This is a genomic window from Mariniflexile litorale (genome assembly GCF_031128465.2).
Classification (GTDB): Bacteria; Bacteroidota; Bacteroidia; order Flavobacteriales; family Flavobacteriaceae; genus Mariniflexile; species Mariniflexile litorale.
The window spans coordinates 3,234,546-3,258,252 of the sequence record NZ_CP155618.1; the positions used below are offsets into that span (position 1 = coordinate 3,234,546).

The window sequence follows — 23,707 nt, forward strand, 5'->3', positions numbered from 1 at the left end:
TTCGTCGCAAATTTACACTTTTTTTACAGTCTAGTAACCTTATCTATACCATTAATTTTTTTAAGCTTATCTAATAGCTTTTTTAAGAGCGTATTATTCTTTACTACCACATTAATTTTTCCAGAAAACAACCCACCGTCGCTTTCAAAACTAATGCTTTTCATATTTACATGCATGTTCTCTGAAATTATTTTAGTAATATCGTTTACCAATCCTATATGGTCTATACCAGTAATTACAATTTGGGCAAAAAACTCTTGTTGGGAAGAATCTATCCATTTTGCAGGCATGATTCTATAAGCATAATTAGATTGTAAACTTAATGCATTTGGGCAATTTTTTTTATGAACTTTAATACCTTCAGAAACTGTTAAAAATCCAAAAACATCATCACCAGGAATTGGGTTGCAGCAACTTGATAATTTGTAATCTAATTTTTCTTCTTCTTTTCCAAAAACTAGTGAATCATAATTGGTAGTGATTTCTTCTTTTTCAATCTCCTCTTTTTTTATGTTAGTTTTCCGGGAAATTTTACTTTTGATATAACTCATTAAAGCATTACTTCTAGAAGACGCATAGTCTTTTAGCATGTTGTTGTCTATAGTGCCAATGCCTACTCTGTAAAACAAATCTAAACTTGTTTTGAGTTTGAAAAAGTTTACTAATTCGTTTATAGATGCTTCGTTAAGGTTAATTTTTAACTGTTTTAATTTTCGGCGTAATATTTCCTTGCCCTCTTCAGCAATACGTTTTTTATCTTCTTTTAAGGCCGATTTAATTTTACTCCTAGCTCTAGCTGTCGTGGCGTAGTCTAGCCAGTTGGCATTTGGTTTAACTGTTTCTGAAGTTAACACATCTACTTGGTCGCCACTTTGTAAAACATGATTTAGCGGTGCTAACTTACCATTTACTTTAGCACCTCGGGTTTTCATTCCTACTTCGGTATGGATGTTAAATGCAAAATCTAATGAAGTAGCGCCTTTTGGGAGCGATTTTAATTCACCTGTTGGCGTGAAAACAAAAATTTCTTTTGAGTATAAATTGAGTTTAAATTGTTCAACAAAATCTACCGCATTTGTTTCTGGATTTTCTAAGGCTTCTTGTAATTTATTTATCCAGTCTTCTAAATTATCTTCTTTTTCATTCCCTTGCTTGTATTTATAATGCGCAGCATACCCTTTTTCAGCAATTTCGTTCATGCGATCGCTGCGTATTTGAACTTCTACCCAGCGTCCTTTTGGTCCCATTACGGTAATGTGTAAGGCTTCGTAACCTGTAGATTTTGGCGAAGAAATCCAATCGCGAAGACGAATGGGGTTGGGTCTAAAATGATCGGTTACAATAGAGTAAATTTTCCAAGCTAAAAACTTTTCAGTTGAAGGATCGCTTGCATAAATAATTCTAATGGCAAACTTATCGTAAACTTCATCAAAAGAAACGCCTTGTTTAAGCATTTTTCTTCTGATGGAAAAAATAGATTTCGGACGTCCTTTAATAGTGTATGCTAGGCTTTCTTTATCCAAAGAATTTCTAATAACCTCACTAAACTCTGCTATATAAAGGTCTTGCTCTTCTTTACTTTCTTTTATTTTATGAAGAATATCGAAATATACATCGGGTTCGGTGTATTTTAAACCCAAATCTTCAAGTTTGGTTTTTATGTTATAAAGCCCAATACGGTGAGCTAAAGGCGCATAAATATATAAGGTTTCGGAAGCTATTTTTTCTTGTTTGTCTTCACGCATTGAATCCATTGTTTGCATGTTATGCAAACGGTCGGCAATCTTTATAATGATAACACGAACATCGTCATTAAGAGTAAGAAGCATTTTCCTGAAATTTTCAGCTTGCATAGACACATTCATGTCTTTTTCTTTACTTAATGAAGCTATTTTAGTGAGTCCATCTACAATGGTGGCAACGGTTTTTCCGAATTTTTTTTCAATATCTATAATTTCATAATCAGGATTATCTTCAACGACATCATGCAGCAAAGCAGCAGCAATAGAAGTGGCGTCTAAACCAATTTCTTGCGCTACAATTTTAGCAACAGCAATGGGGTGAAAAATGTAGGCTTCACCAGATTTTCTGCGCTGATTTTTATGTCCGTCTAAGGCAACTTCAAAAGCTTTACGAATTAATTTTTTATCATCGTCAGTAAGCGTTGTATAACTAACTTTTAATAACTCTTTGTAGGCTTTGGTAATGGCTGCATTTTCTTTTTCAATGTCTTCCTCTGTCATAACTTAAAAGTAACATAAAGAATATTAACAACCAACTAGTATTGTTAAATTTTATGTCGATTTTTTATATATTAAGAATTTAAAAAAGCAACCAGTTGAGATATTGCTTTACCACGATGCCCTATATTGTTTTTAATGCTTAAATCCATTTCGGCAAACGTTTTTTCGTGGCCATGGGGTTTAAATATGGGGTCGTAACCAAATCCTTGACGACCCTGTTTTGTTTTGGTAATTTCTCCTTTACAAATACCAGTAAAGCTGTGTTGTTGGTTGTTAAGGTTTAATGCGATAACGGTTTTAAACTGGGCGTTTCTATTTGAATCATCTTTTAATGCATCAAGCAATTTATTCATATTATCATTGGCATTGCGTTGTTCGCCAGCGTAACGTGCGGAAAATACACCAGGCTCCCCATTTAAGGCTTCAACTTCCAATCCTGTATCATCAGCAAAACAATCATATCCGTAGTTTTCTTTAATGTAAGTTGCTTTTTGAATGGCATTCCCTTCAATGGTATTTTGAGTTTCAGGAATATCTTCAAAACATTCAATCTCTTTAAGACTGATTAGTTTAATATGGTTGGGAATTAAAGCTTGTACTTCTTTGAGTTTATTTAAATTATTGGTTGCGAAAACGATTTTCATTGAAAATTTTAAAAGTTAAAGGCAAAAGTAAGGACATTTTGGCTTGGTTAGAAAAATAAATAACTTCAAAACCATAGTAATATTTATGTTGAATATTTTTTTTATTAAACGTTTTTATGCATATTTGTTTTTAAGGTATCTTTTAAAAAAAGAATAAGTATTCTTCCTCTCTGCATTTGGTATCTTTTCAATAACAAATATTTTTTAAATTAATTTAGGTTTCAGTTAGATATGTTATCTGTTTCACTGATTATTGAAAGTGCTTTACATGAAAAACCTTACTAAGTCAATTAAGAAACGATATATTATTTTTATGCTTACAATTGGAATAATTATTATTTCAGTCGTACTAATTATCAATCGTAGTATCAATTTACAAAATACCACCACTAATAACCTTAATTTATCGAGTAAACAAGGTTATTTAATGGAACGTATTGAACGTCAGGTTTATTATTTTTCTAAGAATAAGGATGCACTCTCTGATGTCAATGAACTTAATAAGTTAAAAGAGCTTTCGAATGAATTGGAAGTTTCTCGTAATTACTTGTATTCAAAAAACATAAAAGAAGGTAATAATAGAGTTATTGATTCATTGTTTAAGGTTATTGAACCTGATTACAATAAAATACTTACTTCTATTAGAAATATTTTTAACAATAAAGAAGAATCTGTAGTGAATACATCATTACAAACAATATGGGAGTCCGAAATCCCTTTTTTTAAAACGATGGATCTTATCGTAAATTCATATGAAAAAGAAGCCAGTAAAAAACTTCAAAAATTAAAATATACAATATTTTTTCTTGGTGTTATTGCAGCACTTATATTATTAGGGGAATTTATGTTTGTATTAGTTCCTGCTTTTAATCAACTTTTAAAAAAACATAATGAACTTGAGCAGGCTAATAAAGAATTAGCCATCTCAGAAAATAAGATAAAAGAGAACATGTTAGAGTTAACAAAGCTCAAAACAGATTTAGAGATAAAAGACACATATAACAAAGTTTTTATTGAGCAGGCTCCAACGGCCATTGCTATGCTTGATAAAGATATGAAATACATTGCAGTGTCTCAACGTTGGATAAAAGATTATAAAATGGAGGGTCAAGAAATTATTGGTCGTTCTCATTATGATATTTTTCCAGAAATAGGAGATGATTGGAAAGCAAATCATCAAAAAGGTTTAAAAGGCGCTATAGATGTTTGTGATGAAGCACCTTTTGTTCGTGCAGATGGCACTGTACAATGGATTTATTGGGATGTGCGTCCTTGGTACATTTCAGAAGGAAATATAGGTGGTTTAATAATGCATACTGGAGATATTACGCATTTAAAAGAAAAAGAAGAAGAGCGGGTTCAAATTGAAATAATATTAGATAAAACAAATGAAGTGGCACGTATTGGAGCTTGGGAAATAAACTTAGAAAAAGATAGGATTTTTTGGAGTAAAATGGTTCGTGAAATCCATGAAGTGCCTGAAAACTATGAACCAGATTTAGAAACTGCTATTAATTTTTTTAAGGAAGGAGAAAGTAGAAATATACTCGAAAAAGTAGTTGGGGAAGCTATGGAACATGGTACTCCTTACGATGTTGAGGTAGAGCTTGTTACTTTAAAAGGTAATATTCTTTGGACACGTGCTATGGGCCAAGCAGAAATTGTAGGTGGTAAATGTATACGGCTTTTTGGGGTGTTTCAGGATATAAATGATAAGAAGCTTTCACAATTAGCTTTAAACAAGGCACATACAGAATTGAAGGCCATATTTAATTCTGGAGCTGTATCCATAGTAGCGACTGAAGTTGATGGTATTATTAGTCATTTTAATCACGGAGCAGAAATTTTAACTGGATATTCAGCATCTGAAATGATCGGGTTGCAAAGACCAACGTTTTTTCATCTACGAGAAGAATTAGATAAGTTTAGAATTGATATAGCAAAACAATATAATAAAAATCCGATAGGTTTTAGTGCACAAGAAGAATTGTCAAAACATAATGCCTACGATACCCGAGAATGGACATATAAAAGAAAAGATGGATCCACCATACCTGTTCAATTAACCTTAACGTCAATTAAGGATGATCAAGGTGAACTTATAGGCTTTTTAGGTATCTCAACTGATATTTCTGAAAAAAGAATTGCTCAAGATGAATTATTGAGAAAAAATCAGTTATTAAATTTTGCAGAAGAGATTACTTTGATGGGGAACTGGCAATGGGATACTGTTACAGATAAAGTAAAATGGTCGAATAATCTATATAATATTTTTAAGCTGGATAAAAGAATAGATAATTTAAAGTTTGATACTTATTTTAATTTCGTTCACCCTGAAGATAAAGACATTGTAGCCGATTATTTTAATAAAACAGTAGAAGAGAAAAGTCTAAATAGATTTACGCATCGTATAATAACAGGAGATGGGGAATTAAAATTCATTCAGCTTTTAGGAGAAGTTATTACCAACAGTAAAGGTGAAGTTATTGAAATGATTGGTACTTGTCAAGATATTACTGCTAGTAAGGTTTCTGAAAAAGAATTGCACGATGCACATGTACAATTGCAAGCTATATTTAATTCTGGACCCATAGGCATCGTAACTACTGATATTAAGGGTGTTATTAATTATTTTAATCGCGGGGCAGAAATTTTAACTGGATATTCAGCATCTGAAATGATGCGATTGCAAACGCCATTTATTTATCATACAGAAGAAGAATTAGATAAGTTTAAAAGTGACATTGCAAAACAGTATGATAAAAATCCGATAGGTTTTCATCCACAATTAGAATTGTCAAAAAATAATGCCTACGATACCCGTGAATGGACTTATATTAGGAAGGATGGCTCAACATTACCTGTTCAACTAACTTTAACGGGAATTAAAGATGAGCAAGGTAAAGATATTGGATTCTTAGGTGTTTCAATTGATGTTTCTGAAAGAAGAAAATCTGAAAATGAACTTTTACGAAATAATAAGTTGCTCAATTTTGCAGAGGAACTTACTATGATGGGGAATTGGCAAGTAGATTTAGTTAACAATAGTGAGAAATGGTCTAAGAATTTGTATCATATTTTTGGACTTGAAGAAAATACAGAGATAACAAGGAATACGTTCATAAGTTTTGTTCATCCAGAAGATAAAGAAAGAGTAGCTAAGCATGTAGAGAAGTCAATTAAAGATAAAAATTTCAATGATTTAATGTTTCGCATTAAATTAAAAAATGGAACCATAAAAACACTACTAAACTTGGCGGAAATTGTTGTTGATACTATGGGGAATGTTATTGAATTAGTTGGTACGTGTCAAGATGTAACACAGCAAAGGATGGCTGAAAAGAAATTCAGAGGTCTTTTAGAATCAGCACCAGATGCTATGGTGATAGTAAATGAAAGAAGACAAATACAACTTATTAACAAACAAGCAGAAATATTATTTGGGTATTCAGCAGAAGAACTATTTGAAAAAAGGGTAGATATTCTCATTCCAAAACGATTTAGCAGTACCGATCCTAGAACTAAAGTTATGGGAGAGGCAAAAGAATCCATTGCAATAAATAAAAATGGAAAAGAAATTCCGGTACAAATAAGCTTTAGCCCCTTACAAACAGAAGAGGGATTGTTAGTGTCTGCTGCCATACGGGATATTACGGAACAGAAATTAGCAGAGAATGAATTGTTACGAAAAAATCAGTTATTGAGTTTTGCAGAAAAAATAACCATGATGGGGAATTGGCAATTGGATCTCGTTACCAATAATATGAAATGGTCTGCTAATCTTTATCAAATTTTTGGACTTGAAGAAAACACAAAACTAACTTTTGATACATATCTTAGTTTTGTTCATTCAGAAGATATAGAAAAAATAATTAAGCATAAGGAGGTCGCATTTAGAGATAAAAAGTTTGATAATTTAATACATCGCATCAAACTAAAAGATGGAACTGTAAAAACAATACAACTCTTGGCTGAAGTAATTACAGATACATCGGGTAGAATTATTGAAGTAATTGGTACTTGCCAAGATGTAACGGCGCAAAAAATGGCTGAGAATAAATTTAGAGGGTTGTTAGAGTCTGCTCCAGATGCCATGGTAATTGTGAATGAAAAAGGAAAAATACAATTAATAAACAAACAAGCTGAAAAACTATTTGGATATTCACTAGAAGAATTGTTTGGGAATTCAGTTGAGATATTAATTCCCAAAGGATTTTCAGTTACTCATAGTGTAGATGATAATGGCTTTTTTTTCAATCCAAAAACGATAGGTATAGGAGAGGGAAAAGAGTTATTTGGAATAAATAAAAAAGGAAAAGAAATTCCTATACAAATAAGTTTGAGCCCCCTTCAAACAGAAGAAGGGTTATTAGTGTCGGCCGCGATACGGGATATTACAATCCAGAAATTGGCTGAGAATGAATTATTACGAAAAAATCAGTTATTAAGTTTTGCAGAGAAAATAACCATGATGGGGAATTGGCAAATGGATGCTTTTACTAGCACTATACAATGGTCTGCTAACCTTTACAAAATTTTTAGAATTGAAGAAAAAACAGAACTAAATTTTGATGTGTACTTGAGTTTTGTTCACCCCGAGGATTTAGAAAAAGTAATTAAACATAGAGAGGCGTCTATTAAAGATAAAAAATTTACTGATTTAATGCATCGTGTCAAATTAAGGGATGGAACCGTAAAAATGATACAACTCTTAGCGGAAGTTATCACTGATAATTTGGGTAATGTTATTGAATTAATTGGTACTTGCCAAGATGTAACGGCGCAAAAAATGGCTGAGAATAAATTTAGAGGGTTGTTAGAGTCTGCTCCAGATGCCATGGTAATTGTAAATGAAAAAGGAAAAATACAATTAATAAACAAACAAGCTGAAAAACTATTTGGATATTCATTAGAGGAATTGTTTGAAAAATCTGTTGAGATTCTCATTCCTGGACGATTTATTGGGAATCATAAGGCACATCGTGATGGTTTTTTCTCCAATCCAAAAACTAGAGGAATGGGTGATGGAAAAGAATTATTTGGAATAAATAAAAGTGGACATGAAATTCCCATACAAATAAGTTTAAGCCCTTTACAAACAGAAGAAGGGTTATTAGTATCGGCAGCAATTCGAGATATTACAACACAAAAATTAGCTGCCCGAAAAATAATTGAGTCAAAAGAAAGCTTAGAGGTATTAGCCAATAAGTTAACAGTTCAAAATACCCAACTTGCAGATTTTGCGCATATTACTTCTCATAATTTACGTGCTCCAGTAAGTAACCTTAATTCGCTTTTGGGTTTTTACAATACCTCAGAAAATGAAGAGGATAAAGCTAGTTTATTTAAGAAATTTGAAAAAGTCATTAATCATCTTACTCAAACACTAAACACTTTAGTCGCAGCAATAAAAACTAAAAATGAAACCTCACAGAATCTTGAAGAGATTACGTTTGATGAAGTTTTAATTAAAACAAAAGAAATTCTTTCTGGTGAAATTTTGAAATCAGGCATTATAATTACAAGTGATTTCTCTAAAATTAAAAAAGTTTCGTACAATAAGGTTTATTTAGAGAGTATTTTCCTTAACTTAGTGGGTAATGCAATAAAATATAGATCTGATGGTCGTTTACCAGAATTATTTATCGAGTCTGAAATAGAAAAAGGTAAAATAAAACTAAAATTTAAAGATAATGGCATGGGGATTGATTTAAAAAGACATGGGAGCAAATTATTTGGATTGAATAAAGTTTTTCACAGACATCCAGATGCTAAAGGTGTAGGGTTGTTTATGACAAAAATGCAAATTGAAGCAATGGGAGGTAAAATCTCAGCAACAAGCGAAGTGAATATAGGCTCTACTTTTAACATAAATTTTAATTAATAACATGAATGACCCTTTAAATATATGTATTGTTGATGATGATGATATTTATCAATATACCATCATCAAAACATTAGAGTCTCTAAAATTGGCAAAAAAAATAATTGTTTTTTCAGACGGAGAAGAAGCGATAGATTTTATGATGGACAATCTTAACAATATGGATGAACTGCCAGATGTTATTTTTTTAGATATCAATATGCCCATTATGGATGGATTCCAGTTTATGGAAGAATATGTAAAAATAAAACCTAATATCGGTAAAAAAATAATAATATATATGGTGTCTTCTTCTGTAGATCCCATTGATATAGAAAAAGCTAAAAGTATCACTGGAATTTCTGATTACATAATAAAACCCATACATCCAGGCGAATTAAAGTCTATTTTAGAAAAATTGGATATTAAAGGAATGTTATAAGAATCGTTTATAACTAGGTTTTAATAGTGTCGTTTTCTAAATAATAATTGATCTTAATTCAAAATATTCCTCAAAAAATATTAAATAGAATAGAAGGGTATTAAAAATTATAGATTAAATTTAGCGATATAAAAAATATTAAATTATGACAGTAAATTTTCAATATGTAGGTGTAGATGTAAGCGATACATTATCGGCTTTTACCGAAGAAAAGTTAGAAAAACTATTTATTAAATATGAGTTTTTAATAAGTGCCGCCGTGTATTTTAAACAAGATGAGAATAAACACGACACAGGTAAAATATGCAATATAGAATTAAGTTTACCAGGACCTAGAATTTTCGCCACTTCTACCGAACGAAATTTTGAAGTATCGGTAAGAGAAACAATTAGCGACTTAGAGCGCCAATTAGAAAAACGAAAAGAAGTTTTTAAAACACATTAATCAATTAACAATTGTTAATTGATCAGCGGTGGTGGTAGGGTTCGTTTCTTAAAATTGTAAACCCTCTATAAAGTTGCTCTATAAAAAATAAGCGAATCATTTGATGGGAAAATGTCATTTTAGATAGTGATAGTTTCCCATTTGCTTTGTTATAAACATCTTGTGAAAACCCGTAAGGACCTCCAATAACAAAAATCAATTGTTTTATTCCAGAATTCATATGCTTTTGCAAATATTCAGAAAAAGCAACAGAACTTTGTTGTTTTCCATTTTCATCTAACAAAATTAGAACATCGGTAGCACTTAATCTGTTTAAAATAAGTTCGCCTTCTTTTTGTTTTTGCTGTTCTTCGCTTAAGTTTTTAGTGTTTTTTAAGTCTGGAATAATATCAATTGAAAACTTAATATAAAAACCTAATCGTTTGGTATAATCATCCATTAACGATTGTAAATCTCTATTATCAGTTTTTCCTATGGCAATTAATTTGATGGTCATAATGGCAAAATTAACACTTAGTATTTATGAATAATGAATTTAAATATGAAAAATTTATAAAATTCATAAATGTAAAATTTAAAAAAGTAAATCAATTTCTTATTTTTGTGGCAAATCAACCTAAGATTATGATAACACAAGAGCAATTTGATCAAGAAGTCAAGTCAATAATTTCTAACGCCATTCGAGAAGATGTTGGAGACGGCGATCATAGTTCATTAGCATGTATACCCAATAATGCTAGAGGCAGAGCAAAACTTTTAGTTAAAGATAAAGGGATTATTGGTGGCGTTAACTTTGCTAAAAAGGTTTTTGCTTATGTTGATAAAAATTTAAAGTTAGAAGTTTTAATTGAAGATGGCTCTGAAGTTACCTATGGCGACATCGTTATGTATGTTGAGGGTTCGTCGCAATCGATACTAAAAGCAGAGCGTACAGTATTAAACGCGATGCAGCGTATGAGTGCTATTGCAACAAAAACAAAAATGTTTGTTGATTTATTAGAAGGTACTAAAACTAAAGTATTAGATACCAGAAAAACAACTCCAGGTATTCGTGTGCTAGAAAAGTGGGCAGTTAAAATTGGAGGTGGTGAAAACCACAGGTTTGCTTTATACGATATGATTATGTTAAAAGATAATCATATTGATTTTGCTGGAGGTATTACCAAAGCTATTGAAATGAGCAAGCAGTATTTAAAAGACACAGGAAAAGATTTACAGATTATGGTTGAAGCTAGAAATTTGACCGAAGTTGAAGAAATTCTACAAAATGATGGTGTCTTTAGAATTTTACTTGATAACTTCGATTATGAAGATACAAGAAAAGCTGTGAAAATGATTGGTAATATTTGTCTTACCGAATCATCTGGAAATATTAATGAAACAACCATTAGGCATTATGCAGAATGTGGGGTAGATTATATTTCATCGGGAGCTTTAACACATTCTGTTCATAATATGGATTTAAGCTTAAAAGCAATCAAGTAGTGTTACTTATTATTTTTTAATGTGAGTATAATGTGTTTTTATTATACGCACATTTTTAATTTTAATAACTTTGTTATGAATTTTAACGTAAATTATTAATGACAAAGCCCCTTGAAGAAAAGCTCGATAAAATTCCTATTGTAAATATTTTAGTGCGTTTTTTTAAACGGGCCAAATTACCAGGTCTTGAGGGGCTATCGTTTTACGATTTATTAGAACTTTATATTACTGGTATTGTAAAAGGCGCCTTAACCACCAGGGCGAGTGCTATTGCTTTTAGTTTTTTCATGGCGTTGTTTCCTTTTTTACTTTTCATTTTAATCATTATACCTTATGTTCCAATAGACGATTTTAAAATTGAGTTTTTAAGGTTTTTAGAATCTTTTTTACCACCAAGTACTTCCGATTTTTTCTTTGAAAATATTTTTGAAGGGATTGATAATTCGCAGCGAGGTGGTTTGTTATCATCGGTATTCGTATTATCAATTGCACTTATGGCAAATGGTGTGAATGCTTTGTTTTCGGGGTTTGAGAACTCATATCACGAACAATTATCTAGAAATGTGTTTCGTCAATATTTATTTGCATTAGGTGTTGCTTTAATATTGGCTTTTTTATTGATTATTACCATAGCTGTATTAGGCTATTTTCAAATTTATGTGGTTCAAAAGGTATTAGATACATTACATGATAAGGGATATAACGTTGCGGAACAAAGTGTTTTTTGGTTTAACATGGCTAAATATGTGTTCTTTGTATTTATAGTATATATAGCAACGGCAACCATGTATTATTTCGGAACGAAAGAAGGGAAATACTCTAAATTCTTTTCTGTGGGAGCCAGTTTTACCACATTTCTTATTATTTTATTGTCTTTTTTATTTGGTATTTATATTGAAAATTTCGGACAGTATAACAAATTATACGGATCTATTGGTGCACTTTTAATTCTCATGTTTTATTTGTGGATAAATGCTAATATTTTATTGCTGGGGCATGAACTAAATACATCTTTAAATAAATTACATAAAAGGTCATAGAGTATGCCATATTTTATAGACATTATAATACCTGTACCGCTTCAAAAGTTATTTACTTATAGTATAACCACTGCCGAAGCTCAATTTTTAAAACCAGGTATACGTGTGTCTGTTCCTTTCGGAAAATCTAAAATTTACACGGGAATTGTTGTTAAAATTCATTCGGAAGCACCAACAGCTTATGATGCGAAAGAGATTCATCAAATTTTGGATGAAGTCCCTATAGTAAATGAAAAGCAATTAAAGTTGTGGCACTGGATAGCTAATTATTATATGTGTACACTAGGAGACGTGATGCGTGCTGCTTTACCAAGTGCCTTTGTGTTAGAAAGTGAAACCATAATAACAAAGCATACCAAAACTATTGATGCGTCTATTTTACAAGATGATGAGTTTTTAGTTTATGAAGCATTACAACATCAATCATCATTAAAAATCCATGACATTTCTAATATTCTGGATAAAAAAAATGTGCTTCCCGTTATCAAACGATTGATTGAAAAGGATGCCATTGCTGTAGAAGAAGAAGTATATGAAAAGTACAAACCAAAGTTAGTACGTTATGTTAAGATGCATCCTCATTATACTTCTGAAGTTTCGTTGCAGAAATTATTAGAAGATTTAAGTAGAGCGCCTAAACAGCACCAAGTAATTTTAACCTTGTTTTCTATTTCAGCCACCACAAAAAAACCAGTGAAAGTCGCCGATTTATCCAAAGAGAGTGGTGCTTCACCAGCAATAATTAAATCGTTGATTGATAAAGGCATTCTTGAAGAATATTTTATTCAAACCGATCGGGTTCAATATTCAGGGGAAGATAACGAAGATTCAAAAAATCTAAACGAGTATCAAAATACAGCATTAACCGAAATAAAAGAATCGTTTAAAGAACAATCTGTTGTGCTACTTCATGGTGTGACTTCTTCAGGAAAAACGGAAGTGTATGTGAAACTTATTGAAGAGGCTTTGAATGAAGGACGTCAGGTTTTATATCTATTGCCTGAAATTGCATTAACAGCGCAATTAATCACCCGTTTACAGAATTATTTTGGTGAACAAGTAGCGGTGTTTCATTCTAAATATTCATCGCATGAACGGGTTGAGGTTTGGAATCATGTTTTAAACAATTCCACAAAAGCGCAAATAGTATTAGGAGCGCGTTCCTCGATATTTTTACCATTCCATAGTTTAGGATTGATAATTGTAGATGAAGAACACGAACAATCCTTTAAACAATTTGATCCAGCACCACGCTATCATGCACGGGATACAGCCGTTGTTTTGGCACATATTCACGAAGCTAAAACGCTTTTAGGTTCTGCAACGCCCAGTTTAGAAAGTTTCTTTAATGCGAAACAAAATAAATATGGTTTTGTAGAAATCACAAAACGATTTAATGATGTTTTAATGCCAGATATTGAGCTGGTCGACATTAAAGATAAGTTGAAAAAGAAACGCATGAAAGGGCATTTTAGCGATCGACTTGTTGAAGAAATGACCGAAACTTTACGCGAAGGCCATCAAATTATATTATTTCAAAACCGCCGCGGGTTTTCGCCTATTGTAGAATGTCATACCTGTGGGCATTCACCACAATGTCCAAATTGTGATGTGAGTTTAACGTATCATCAATTTAGAGATCAACTGCGCTGTCATTATTGTGGATTTGTTGAAATAATGCCTAAAAATTGTAGAGCCTGTGGGAGTCCTGAACTAGACAACAAAGGTTTTGGAACTGAACAGATAGAAGAAGAAGTTAAACTGCTATTTCCAGATCATAAAGTAGCCAGGATGGACCTAGATACCACGCGAGGTAAATATGGTTACGAAAAAATTATTACAGCTTTAGAGCAACAGGAAATCGATATTTTGGTAGGTACACAAATGCTTACTAAAGGCTTGGATTTTAGAAACGTAAAATTGGTGGGTATTATGAATGCTGATAATATGTTAAACTTTCCAGATTTTAGAGCGCACGAACGCAGTTTTCAGCTAATGCTTCAAGTGTCGGGTAGAGCAGGACGTACCGAAGAGCGTGGAAAGGTTTTAATTCAAACATACAACCCCCTTCATAATATTTTACAGCAGGTTTCTACTAATAATTATATGGATATGTATAACGAGCAAATGAACGAGCGTTATAATTACAAATATCCTCCCATTTTTAAACAAATAAAAATCACTTTAAAACATAAAGATTTTAGTAGGGTAGATACCGCTGCCACTTGGTATGCGAAATCGTTACGAAATGTATTTGGAGATTTTATTTTAGGCCCCGAATCGCCACCAATTGCTAGAATTAGAAATCAGTTTCATAAAAACATTTTGGTAAAAATACCTAAGAAGCAATCCTTATCAAAAACAAAAGAAGCTATCATTAAAATAAATAATAGCTTTTTAAGTGTAAAAGATTTTCGGTCGGTTAAAGTAATTTTAAATGTCGATAACTTTTAAGGAGTTCGTGTAGGCGCTTAAATATTATTTAAAGCATCAACCAGTTGGGTTTTTTTATTTCTGCTTAAAGGTATTTCGTAAGCACCAACTTCTACATTTTTACTGTTAAACCTGTCAATTTTATCTAAATTCACGATGTATGATTTGTGAATTCTTAAAAACTTGTTTTCTGGTAATTCTTTTTCAAAAGATTTCATAGTAGAAAGAACTACCAAGCTATTTTCTTCTGTAACTAGTTTTACATAATCACCAAGGGCTTCAATCCACTTAATGTCTTTAATGTAAACCTTACGTTTTTTAAGATTACTCTTAACAAAGATATGCTCACCTTCTTCTTCGTTAAAATCTTGAGTTAATTTGTGCTGCTCTAAAGCTTTATCTACAGCCACGTTAAAACGTTCTCTCGTAATTGGTTTGTGTAAATAATCGGTTGCATCGTAATTAAATGCTTTAAAAGCATACTCTGTTTTACCGGTTACAAACACAATTTGAGGCTTGTTGTTTAATACGTCTAAAAGCTCAAATCCGTTTAGAACAGGCATTTCAATGTCTAAAAAAATTAAATCTACTTGGTGTGTATTTAAACCATTTTTGGTTTCTAAGGCACTACTGTACTCTGCAATTAAGTTTAAGGCAGGGTGATTCTCTACTAACTTAACAATAGAGAGACGTTGTATTGCGGAATCGTCTACTACTACACAGTTTAAAGTCATAACATTTGTTTATTTCGGTTAAGATATCGACAATAGTACAAAAAATTCGGCTAAAAACCAAAAAACATCGTTAAACTGTTTAAATTAACATATTTTTAACATTTGTTTCTTGTAGCAAATATACTAAAAAAATATAGTTTAAATATAGTTGTTTGGTATGTATTTATTAACTATTTTTGCACCCAATTTTTAACAATAAAAACGATTTTTATGAATCATTATGAAACTGTTTTCATCTTAAATCCCGTTTTATCTGAAGATCAGATAAAGGAAACAGTAAAGAAATACGAAGATTTTCTTGTTTCTAACGGCGCTAAGATGGTATCAAAAGAAGATTGGGGGCTTAAAAAATTAGCTTATCCAATTCAAAACAAGAAAAGTGGATTTTATCACTTATTTGAATACACTGTAGAAGGTGAGGTAATTAATACTTTAGAAGTAGAGTTTAGACGTGATGAGCGTTTTATGCGTTATTTAACAGTAGCGTTAGATAAACATGCTATTTCTTGGGCAGAGAGAAGAAGAGTTAAACTTAAAGCAAAAGCTTAATTATGTCATCAATAGAACAACAATCCAAAGGAAAAAAAGACGGAGAAATTAGATATTTAACTCCTCTTAATATTGATACAAACAAGAAGAAAAAGTATTGTATGTTTCAAAAGTCTGGAATCAAGTATGTTGATTACAAAGATCCAGATTTCTTATTAAAATTTATAAACGAACAAGGTAAAATTTTACCAAGACGTTTAACAGGAACTTCATTGAAGTATCAAAGAAAAGTGGCTGTTGCTGTAAAAAGAGCACGTCATTTAGCTTTAATGCCATATGTAGCAGATTTATTAAAATAAAATACCGATAACAATGGAACTTATATTAAAACAAGACGTTGAAAATTTAGGATTTAAAGACGATGTTGTAACAGTTAAGAACGGTTATGGTAGAAATTTTTTAATTCCTCAAGGACAAGCTATTATGGCTACAATTTCAGCTAAAAAAGTATTAGCTGAAAATTTAAAGCAAAGAGCTTATAAAGAAAAGAAAATAGTTGATGAAGCTAGCGTAATTGCTGAGGCAATTAAAGCTTTAGAAATTAAAATACCAGCAAAAGTTGGAACAGGCGATAAATTATTTGGTTCTGTAAATAATATTGATGTTGCTGCTGCTTTAGAAAAAGAAGGTCAGTCTATCGATAAAAAATTCATTACAGTTACCACTGTAAAACGTACAGGTAAATATACTGCTGTTGTACGTTTACACAGAGAAGTAACCGTAGATTTAGAATTTGAGGTTATTGCACAAGCTGAGTAATATCAAATAGATTTATATGAAAGCCTCAACCTAGTTGGGGCTTTTTTGTTGTTTTTTAGACCTCACAGGTTTTTTAATCACAAAATTTAACTTTAAATAATTTCTCTCCTTAGGGGAGATTAAGAGGGGATAATGAAATATTCAAGACTTACAAAAGAGCAATTTGAAGAACTACACCAAGAGTTTATAAACTTTCTTGCAACCCAATCTATTACGGCTGATGAGTGGGCTAATTTGAAAACCAATAAACCAGAATTAGCCGAAATGGAACTTGATGTTTTTAGCGATTTAATTTGGGAAGGGGTTTTAAACCAAGCAGGATATTTAGAACATTTCTCTGCACAACACATTTATTTATTCCGTTTAGGAAAAGAAAAAATGAAAGCCATTGTTGTAAATGTTAAAAATGACGCTATTGATGTAACCACCCAAGAAGGTTATAATTGGCTACGTGAAAACTTAATGGATGAAAATGTTGAGTTTTTCCAAGCTGATAAAGATTATACCGACGATAAAAATCTTGATAAATTTAAAATGATTGAACAAGGTGCTGTAATTACAAAAGGTGAATTGTTTGAATATTTTGACGGCTTGATTAATTAGTGTCATGACGAAGGAGGACCAACTGAAGCAATCTGTTAATCGTTTACTTTACGTCATTGCGAACACCGTGAAGCAATCTTTCAAATTGAAGTTCAAAACATCATTTCGTTAATTAATAAACAGATTGCTTCGCTTTTTTTCTCATGAAAAAGCTCGCAATGACGTTTTCATTAATTATTTTTGTCACACTTCAAACCATCGAAGTATATATTAACTAAAATTTAAAATGGCTCAAAAACCAAGCATCCCGAAAGGTACCCGAGATTTTAACCCAGAACAAGTAGCAAAACGCAATTATATTTTTAATAGCATACGTGGTGCTTTTGAAACATTTGGATTTCAACCTATTGAAACACCAAGTTTTGAAAACTCTGATACCTTAATGGGAAAATATGGTGAGGAAGGAGATCGTTTGATTTTTAAGATTTTGAATTCTGGGGATTATTTATCGAAAATAGATGAGCAAGCTTATATAAATAAAGATTCTTTAAAACTTACTTCTAACATATCCGAAAAAGCCTTACGCTACGACCTAACCGTGCCATTCGCACGTTATGTAGTGCAACACCAAAACGAAATTGAGTTCCCTTTTAAACGTTACCAAATACAACCTGTTTGGCGTGCCGACAGACCACAAAAAGGACGTTTTAGAGAGTTTTACCAATGCGATGCCGATGTGGTGGGGAGTAAATCGCTTTGGCAAGAAGTGGAGTTTATTCAATTATACGATACCGTTTTTTCAACTTTAAAATTGGAAGGTGTTACCATTAAAATCAATAACCGTAAAATACTTTCGGGTATTGCCGAGGTTATTGGTGCTTCTGATAAATTAATCGATTTTACAGTCGCTTTAGACAAGCTTGATAAAATAGGCGAGGCCAAGGTAAAAGAAGAAATGCTTTCAAAAGGCATTTCAGAAGAAGGCATTTCTAAATTACAACCATTATTTACCTTATCTGGTTCTTTTGAATCGCAAATTGAAAGTTTAAAAACCATTTTATCTTCTTCTGAAGAAGGTACAAAAGGTATTGAAGAGTTGGCATTTATAAACGAAGCCATTTCAGAACTAGGTTTAAAAACAGCAACGCTACAATTAGATGTTACTTTAGCGCGTGGTTTAAATTACTACACAGGTGCTATTTTTGAAGTTGCTGCACCAAAAACCGTACACATGGGTTCTATAGGTGGTGGCGGTCGTTATGATGACCTTACTAGTATATTTGGAAAACCAGACACAAGCGGTGTTGGTATTAGTTTTGGTTTAGATCGTATTTATTTAGTGTTGGAAGAATTAGGATTGTTTCCAGAAACGGTAACTAAAAATGTAGACGTTTTGTTTATCAATTTTGGAGATAAAGAAGCGTTGTATTGTTTGAAAGCGATTAAAGAATTACGTTCTGTAGGTATTCATTCGGAATTGTATCCCGATTCAGCTAAAATGAGAAAGCAAATGGATCATGCGAATAAACGAAATATTCCCTTTGTAGTTTTAGTAGGTGAGGAGGAAGTTAATTCAAATATATATACATTAAAAAACATGATTTCTGGTGAACAGTTTAAAGTATCACTTTCAGAATTGATAAATCATATAAAATAAAAGAGTCCTAATTATCACGTTAGGACTCAGTTATAAAGCTTGTTTAAATAGATGGTAGATTTGAGGCTACGACTAACTAAATCAAAACTTTAATTTATTAATACTTTTTTAGAAACAATTCCTGAATCTGTTTTTAGTTTGATAATGTATGTTCCGGTACTTAAATCTTTGGGTTTTTGCGTTATAATATTTTCTTTTGAACGGATTTTAAGTTTATAAACCGACTGACCTAACATGTTTAATATTTCGGTAGATTCAATGTTTTTTCCAGTTGGATTATGAATCACAATACTTTTGTTTTCATTCGAAAAATAAACTTGAAAAGCATTCGTTTCAAAAGTATCTGAATTTAAAGTTTTTGTTTTAGCAAACGTCACTTCAAAACGGTTTAAATGGTTTCCAACTGTTAAATACACCTCATATTTACTTTCTTTTAAATTATGATAAGCATTTAGCTCTTTATCGTGTAAATATATAATCATGTTAGTATCAATATTTTCCAATGCATCAATTTTAATAGAAGCGATTCCTTGTTTGTTTATTTTTATTCCCAAAGGAAGTGCTTGTTCTTCATCAAAATTATTTACTGCTTGAATAATAAAGTGGCTGTTATTAAAAACCCAGAACATGTCTTCATTATTGTTTTCTGTAAGTAATGCATCATAACCTATATCAAAATTATTTGATGCTTTTTCATCTACACCAGCTAATAATTGGCGGTGATAACCGGTGGGTGAGTCAAATTTAAGTCTGATTTTTTGTCTGTTGTCAACTTTAATTTCTGTTGAACTTGTTTGTTTACTTTTTGGATTTGAATTCTTTAAAAATAGAGAAGAACCAGAAGCCTCGGTAACAAAAATACGTTGACTGTTTTGGAATAAAATAGCTCCTCCAACAATTGGTTGTGACATTCCTGGATCGTTAGATTCACCAACAAGATTGGCATCTAAAGTGGCGTGTACAAAGAATCCTTGTCCAATGGGAATATATTTCTCTGGTATTTTAGTCCCTACAGCACCTGTTGCATTCAGTCTGGTATCATTACTAACAGCAGGAGCGCCACCCATTAATGTGTATGTGGCATATCCACCTTGATACTCTCCTAAAATATGGGTATTACTCGCAAAATGATCCCAAAAATAAAGTGTTCCGTTTATAATATTTCCACTTGTATTTCTACCATTGGTTTCTAAGTTGCTAATATTATCTTTAATGAACTCATCTGCGTCTAAAGCCGAGGGGTAAGGGTTGCCCACTAAATAATCGTTACCGGCAGTTATGTTAAGGGTAATATCGCCGTTATTAGGTTTTCCATTAAACACATAGTTTTGTGTTTGGTTTATAGCACCACCAGTATTTGCGACACCTTTCATGGAGAATCCTTCTCCAGCTAATAAGGTGCCATTGCGTCTTACGTGTTGCCAATAGGAATAGGTGTCATTAGGGCCGTTAGCATATTTCCAAATCCAATAGTCTGAAATGCTAATATTGGTGCCAGATACGCTACCATCATAACCAGAGGTTAAAAAGGTAATATTAGTTGGTGTGGCTGATATAGTACCGTTTTTAAGTATATTATTGATCATTTTATAACTATTGTTATTGCTAGTGGTATTACTTATCCCCACAGGAGATGACCAATAATTATAAGTGTAATAGTCTTTAGTGCCTTGTTGATCGCGTTCAATTTTACCTGCACTTGTAACATCTAAAAGACTCCCATCGGTTTGAATTAACTGTGATTCAGCATCTAAATCAATTAAACCGTCCAGTTTTAAATACCAATTGTTATATAAGCCTTTGCTAGCTTCAATAGAAAATTCTTTTCCAGCATCAACAAACAAACCCACCATACCTTGTGTGCTATAGGAACCATTTAGATTGATGTTATGTTTTATATTTACAATGGAAGCACCATTGGGATTGTCTTGTTTGGTTGTAATATCCCATTCATTGCCATAAAGCCAATTCGCACTATTCGTCCAATTGCCATTGGAATTAGTTATATAAGGAAGTGGAGCTCTTTGAAAATAAATATCTTTAAAGTTATACATTTTAGCTCCTGTACCTTGGTCTATTGTTCCTGTTTTTTTATCATCTAAAATATCCCCATTATAAGCGTCCATTTTATAATACTTAACTAAATTGGTGCCGATAGAAGTAGAAATATCTAGTGGTATAATTTTGCCTCGGTTAAAGTTATGGGCTTCATCCAATTCTTGATATACCATGCGTTTAAGTTGATTGGCTGTTAAGGCTGTATTAAACACTCTAACTTCATCAATTTCTCCTTTAAAATAATTGTTATTGGTTGTGGCTCTACCTATTGTAAAGTTGGAATTACTTGTAATGCCTCCCGCAGTGTCTCTTGCTTCTTCCATACCATTAATATATAAAATGGTACTTCCAGAGGTGGTGGTTACTGCCACATGCATCCAGATGCCTAAAGAGGCTATACTTGTTGATGTTAAACTAACACCTTCAGCCACTGCTGTAATGGTATTGTTGGTGTTAACTCTTATATAAAAGTCACTTTGTCCTGCAACCATTCTGTTGTTTGAATTGGTGTTGGCACCATCAGATTTTATAAAGGCCATTAGGGTAGCCTCTCCAGAGCTTATAATATTGCTATCTTCAACATAATCATTACGTCCATCAAAATAGAGGCTATAACTATTGTTTAGATTTCTAGGAGAACCAAATACAGTATCGTCACCATCTCGAGATGACACAATGCCATCACCATCTAAATCTACTGTGCTAAGTAAAACACCGTTTGTGTCGTGCGGAAATAGCACAGTATAAATCTCTTGATTGTCAATATCTAAAGGGTGTCCATTTCTATTACTTTTAGGATCTCTATAATCTGGTATGCCATCATTATCAGAATCCAATGCATACAAAGGAGCCGTGCCTTGTCCTATATTACCATAAGAATCGGTGTAATTAGCTGCTCCATGATGAAAATCATAAACATCCAATATACCATCCCCATAATATTCTATAGCACCATCACCATCCGAATTTTTTTCTCTAAACGCTTCCGTTTCAGGGCCATCTCCCATACCATTTCCTGTAATATCGCCATCGCCATTTTGAAAACCAGCGGAGGCATTAGAACTAATAACCCCATATTCATCGACGTCGAAAATACCGTCGTTGTCAGAATCTAAATCTAAATAATCGGGGATATTATCTCCATCAGAGTTTATTGGTGTATAGCCTTCTGCTAAATCGTGCATGCCATCACCATTGGCATCAATCCAGGTAGAAACACCTGTTAAAGTCGCTTTTCCTTCACTTAAACCTGCGCTATTTGGGTTTCCTTCAACAACATCGGGAATGCCATCGTCATCCGAATCTAAATCAAAAACATCAGCTACGCCATCACTATCTATATCACAAAGAGTTTGTCTAACTTCAATATCATCAATAGCTAAATCGTTTCCACTACCACCAGGGGCATTGTTTACAAATTGTACGATAAAGGCTGTTTCAGAAGTCGTAAACTGTTGTGTGAATTGTTTCCATTCAGAAGTTATACAAGAATTAAAAGTGGGATCTGATGGATTATAAGCGGGATCGTTAGGGTCGTTAACTGCTCCAGAACACCGTGTAATATCTCCTGTATCAAAAGAAGCCAGAAGTGTGCTTTTATCAAACGTTAAAAAGTTTACAGTAACATTAGGTTTTATTCGAGGGAGTTCTCCAGCAGAAAAACGGGAATCGTCATTATCAATATTTATAACCCAAAAGCTATAAGTTACGGGAACGTTTGCCAATGTTCCTTTAATTTGTGTTTCGTAAAAAATACCTGAATCATAATGGGCATTAAAAATAGCCATTCTACCATTGGTGTCATTAGGGGTGTGATCTTCTATAGGAGCCCAAGCATACCAAGCCCAATTAGATACAGCGTCTGTAGGACTTACAGGTTCACCTGAAACTCCCGATGTTATGTGGCTTGCTATTGTATATTTTCCATCACCTACATTCGGATCGGCACCTAAACAGCTAGAGCCATGCAAACCATCTTCCAAACAGTATGTTGTTGATACAGTGTATAGTGAGCTAATGCCTGAACCTCTGCCTGTACCTGAACCAAAATTTTCGCTTAGAAATTTGTAATTTTCTAGTGAAGAGCCTGAAGATAATCGGCAATTGTTTTCTTCTATAGAATCGGGGATACCATCATTATCATCATCCACATCCACATCGTCATATACACCATCCCCATCACTATCAAAAAAGACCTTGTTGGCTTCTGCTTTTAAATTTATTTGATATGAACCTTCATCTGAATCATCTGAAATTATGGTTAAAATAGTTGTGTCAATTCCTATAATATTACTGTTGTATGAAACAACAATATTTGCGGTTCCTCCAGGAGGAATTATACTCCCTGCAGGATTGCTAATTATTGAAAAGTGAGAAGACCCCGACAAAGTAATGGCTCCTAATGTTAAATTCCCTGTACTTGTATTGTTTATTACAAATGTTTTTGTAAATATTTCTGAAGTTATTTGAGCTGTACCAAAATCTGTATTATCAGTTAATATGGGTACATTACTAAGATCCCCCGGAATAGAATATCCAAGACCTGTAATATCTATTTCGGGTGTTGTAGCTTCAGAAACCTTTCTAATTGAAAAATTAGAAGGGGATTCATCTCTTGCTACACCCAATGATTTTATAGTACTTTCACTTATTGGTAAAGTGAAAGTACTAAATGAATGCGATAGAGAAAATATATGCCAAGAGAGAGAGAGACAAATTAAAAATGTACATAATTTTAATGAAATAGCAATTTTTTTCATTAGAGGTTAAATTTATAGCTTGGGGCTAATTATTTTAAGCGACCAAATGTATA

At 32.5% G+C, this 23,707-nt stretch carries 16 protein-coding genes; 11 read left to right on the top strand and 5 right to left on the bottom strand.

Annotation, left to right across the window (positions count from 1 at the left end):
* Positions 1-23 precede the first annotated feature (23 nt).
* Both QLS71_RS13585 and QLS71_RS13590 read right to left on the bottom strand, forming a co-directional pair.
* Positions 24-2,243 (bottom strand): RelA/SpoT family protein, encoded by a 2,220-nt coding sequence (locus tag QLS71_RS13585; protein WP_308992548.1) that lies wholly within the window; start codon positions 2,241-2,243, stop codon positions 24-26.
* Between the two features lie 71 nt (positions 2,244-2,314).
* On the bottom strand, positions 2,315-2,887 hold the full coding sequence (locus QLS71_RS13590; protein ID WP_308992547.1) for a non-canonical purine NTP diphosphatase: 573 nt from the start codon (positions 2,885-2,887) through the stop codon (positions 2,315-2,317).
* A gap of 268 nt (positions 2,888-3,155) precedes the next feature.
* Here QLS71_RS13590 and QLS71_RS13595 point away from each other — a divergent pair, with 268 nt between their 5' ends.
* The 3 genes from QLS71_RS13595 to QLS71_RS13605 all read left to right on the top strand — a co-directional run bounded on the left by QLS71_RS13595 (position 3,156) and on the right by QLS71_RS13605 (position 9,637).
* Entirely contained in the window at positions 3,156-8,771 is a 5,616-nt protein-coding gene (locus QLS71_RS13595) for a PAS domain S-box protein (RefSeq protein WP_308992546.1), read from the top strand.
* A 4-nt stretch (positions 8,772-8,775) separates the two neighbouring features.
* Positions 8,776-9,192: a response regulator gene (locus QLS71_RS13600; RefSeq protein ID WP_308992545.1), complete on the top strand. Its 417-nt coding sequence runs from the start codon at positions 8,776-8,778 to the stop codon at positions 9,190-9,192.
* A gap of 145 nt (positions 9,193-9,337) precedes the next feature.
* Positions 9,338-9,637 carry an HPF/RaiA family ribosome-associated protein gene (locus tag QLS71_RS13605; protein WP_308992544.1) on the top strand — a complete coding sequence of 100 codons (300 nt, stop codon included), beginning with the start codon at positions 9,338-9,340 and terminating at the stop codon, positions 9,635-9,637.
* Between the two features lie 22 nt (positions 9,638-9,659).
* Here QLS71_RS13605 and rlmH read toward each other — a convergent pair whose 3' ends face one another.
* Positions 9,660-10,133: a 23S rRNA (pseudouridine(1915)-N(3))-methyltransferase RlmH gene (rlmH, locus tag QLS71_RS13610; RefSeq protein WP_308992543.1), complete on the bottom strand. Its 474-nt coding sequence runs from the start codon at positions 10,131-10,133 to the stop codon at positions 9,660-9,662.
* Between the two features lie 128 nt (positions 10,134-10,261).
* Here rlmH and nadC point away from each other — a divergent pair, with 128 nt between their 5' ends.
* The 3 genes from nadC (at position 10,262) to priA (ending at position 14,616) form a co-directional block, all read left to right on the top strand.
* A complete protein-coding gene (gene nadC / locus QLS71_RS13615) occupies positions 10,262-11,122 on the top strand; it encodes a carboxylating nicotinate-nucleotide diphosphorylase (RefSeq protein ID WP_308992701.1) in 861 nt (286 codons plus the stop codon).
* Positions 11,123-11,220: 98 nt separating this feature from the next.
* A complete protein-coding gene (locus tag QLS71_RS13620; protein WP_308992542.1) occupies positions 11,221-12,162 on the top strand; it encodes a YihY/virulence factor BrkB family protein in 942 nt (313 codons plus the stop codon).
* Positions 12,163-12,165: 3 nt separating this feature from the next.
* Entirely contained in the window at positions 12,166-14,616 is a 2,451-nt protein-coding gene (gene priA, locus QLS71_RS13625; RefSeq protein ID WP_308992541.1) for a primosomal protein N', read from the top strand.
* Between the two features lie 17 nt (positions 14,617-14,633).
* Here the strand turns inward: priA and QLS71_RS13630 are convergent, their stop codons facing one another.
* Positions 14,634-15,329: a LytTR family DNA-binding domain-containing protein gene (locus QLS71_RS13630; RefSeq protein WP_308992540.1), complete on the bottom strand. Its 696-nt coding sequence runs from the start codon at positions 15,327-15,329 to the stop codon at positions 14,634-14,636.
* A gap of 210 nt (positions 15,330-15,539) precedes the next feature.
* Between QLS71_RS13630 and rpsF the strand changes: the two genes are divergently transcribed.
* The 5 genes from rpsF (at position 15,540) to hisS (ending at position 18,837) form a co-directional block, all read left to right on the top strand.
* A complete protein-coding gene (rpsF, locus tag QLS71_RS13635) occupies positions 15,540-15,878 on the top strand; it encodes a 30S ribosomal protein S6 (protein WP_308992539.1) in 339 nt (112 codons plus the stop codon).
* Positions 15,879-15,880: 2 nt separating this feature from the next.
* Positions 15,881-16,177, top strand: coding sequence for a 30S ribosomal protein S18 (gene rpsR, locus QLS71_RS13640; protein ID WP_209654415.1), 297 nt, complete (start codon positions 15,881-15,883; stop codon positions 16,175-16,177).
* Between the two features lie 13 nt (positions 16,178-16,190).
* Entirely contained in the window at positions 16,191-16,637 is a 447-nt protein-coding gene (gene rplI, locus QLS71_RS13645; RefSeq protein ID WP_308992538.1) for a 50S ribosomal protein L9, read from the top strand.
* A gap of 132 nt (positions 16,638-16,769) precedes the next feature.
* Entirely contained in the window at positions 16,770-17,240 is a 471-nt protein-coding gene (locus QLS71_RS13650) for a DUF6495 family protein (RefSeq protein ID WP_308992537.1), read from the top strand.
* A 226-nt stretch (positions 17,241-17,466) separates the two neighbouring features.
* Positions 17,467-18,837 carry a histidine--tRNA ligase gene (gene hisS / locus QLS71_RS13655; protein ID WP_308992536.1) on the top strand — a complete coding sequence of 457 codons (1,371 nt, stop codon included), beginning with the start codon at positions 17,467-17,469 and terminating at the stop codon, positions 18,835-18,837.
* 89 nt (positions 18,838-18,926) lie between these two features.
* Here hisS and QLS71_RS13660 read toward each other — a convergent pair whose 3' ends face one another.
* A complete protein-coding gene (locus tag QLS71_RS13660; RefSeq protein WP_308992535.1) occupies positions 18,927-23,654 on the bottom strand; it encodes a LamG-like jellyroll fold domain-containing protein in 4,728 nt (1,575 codons plus the stop codon).
* Positions 23,655-23,707 lie beyond the last annotated feature (53 nt).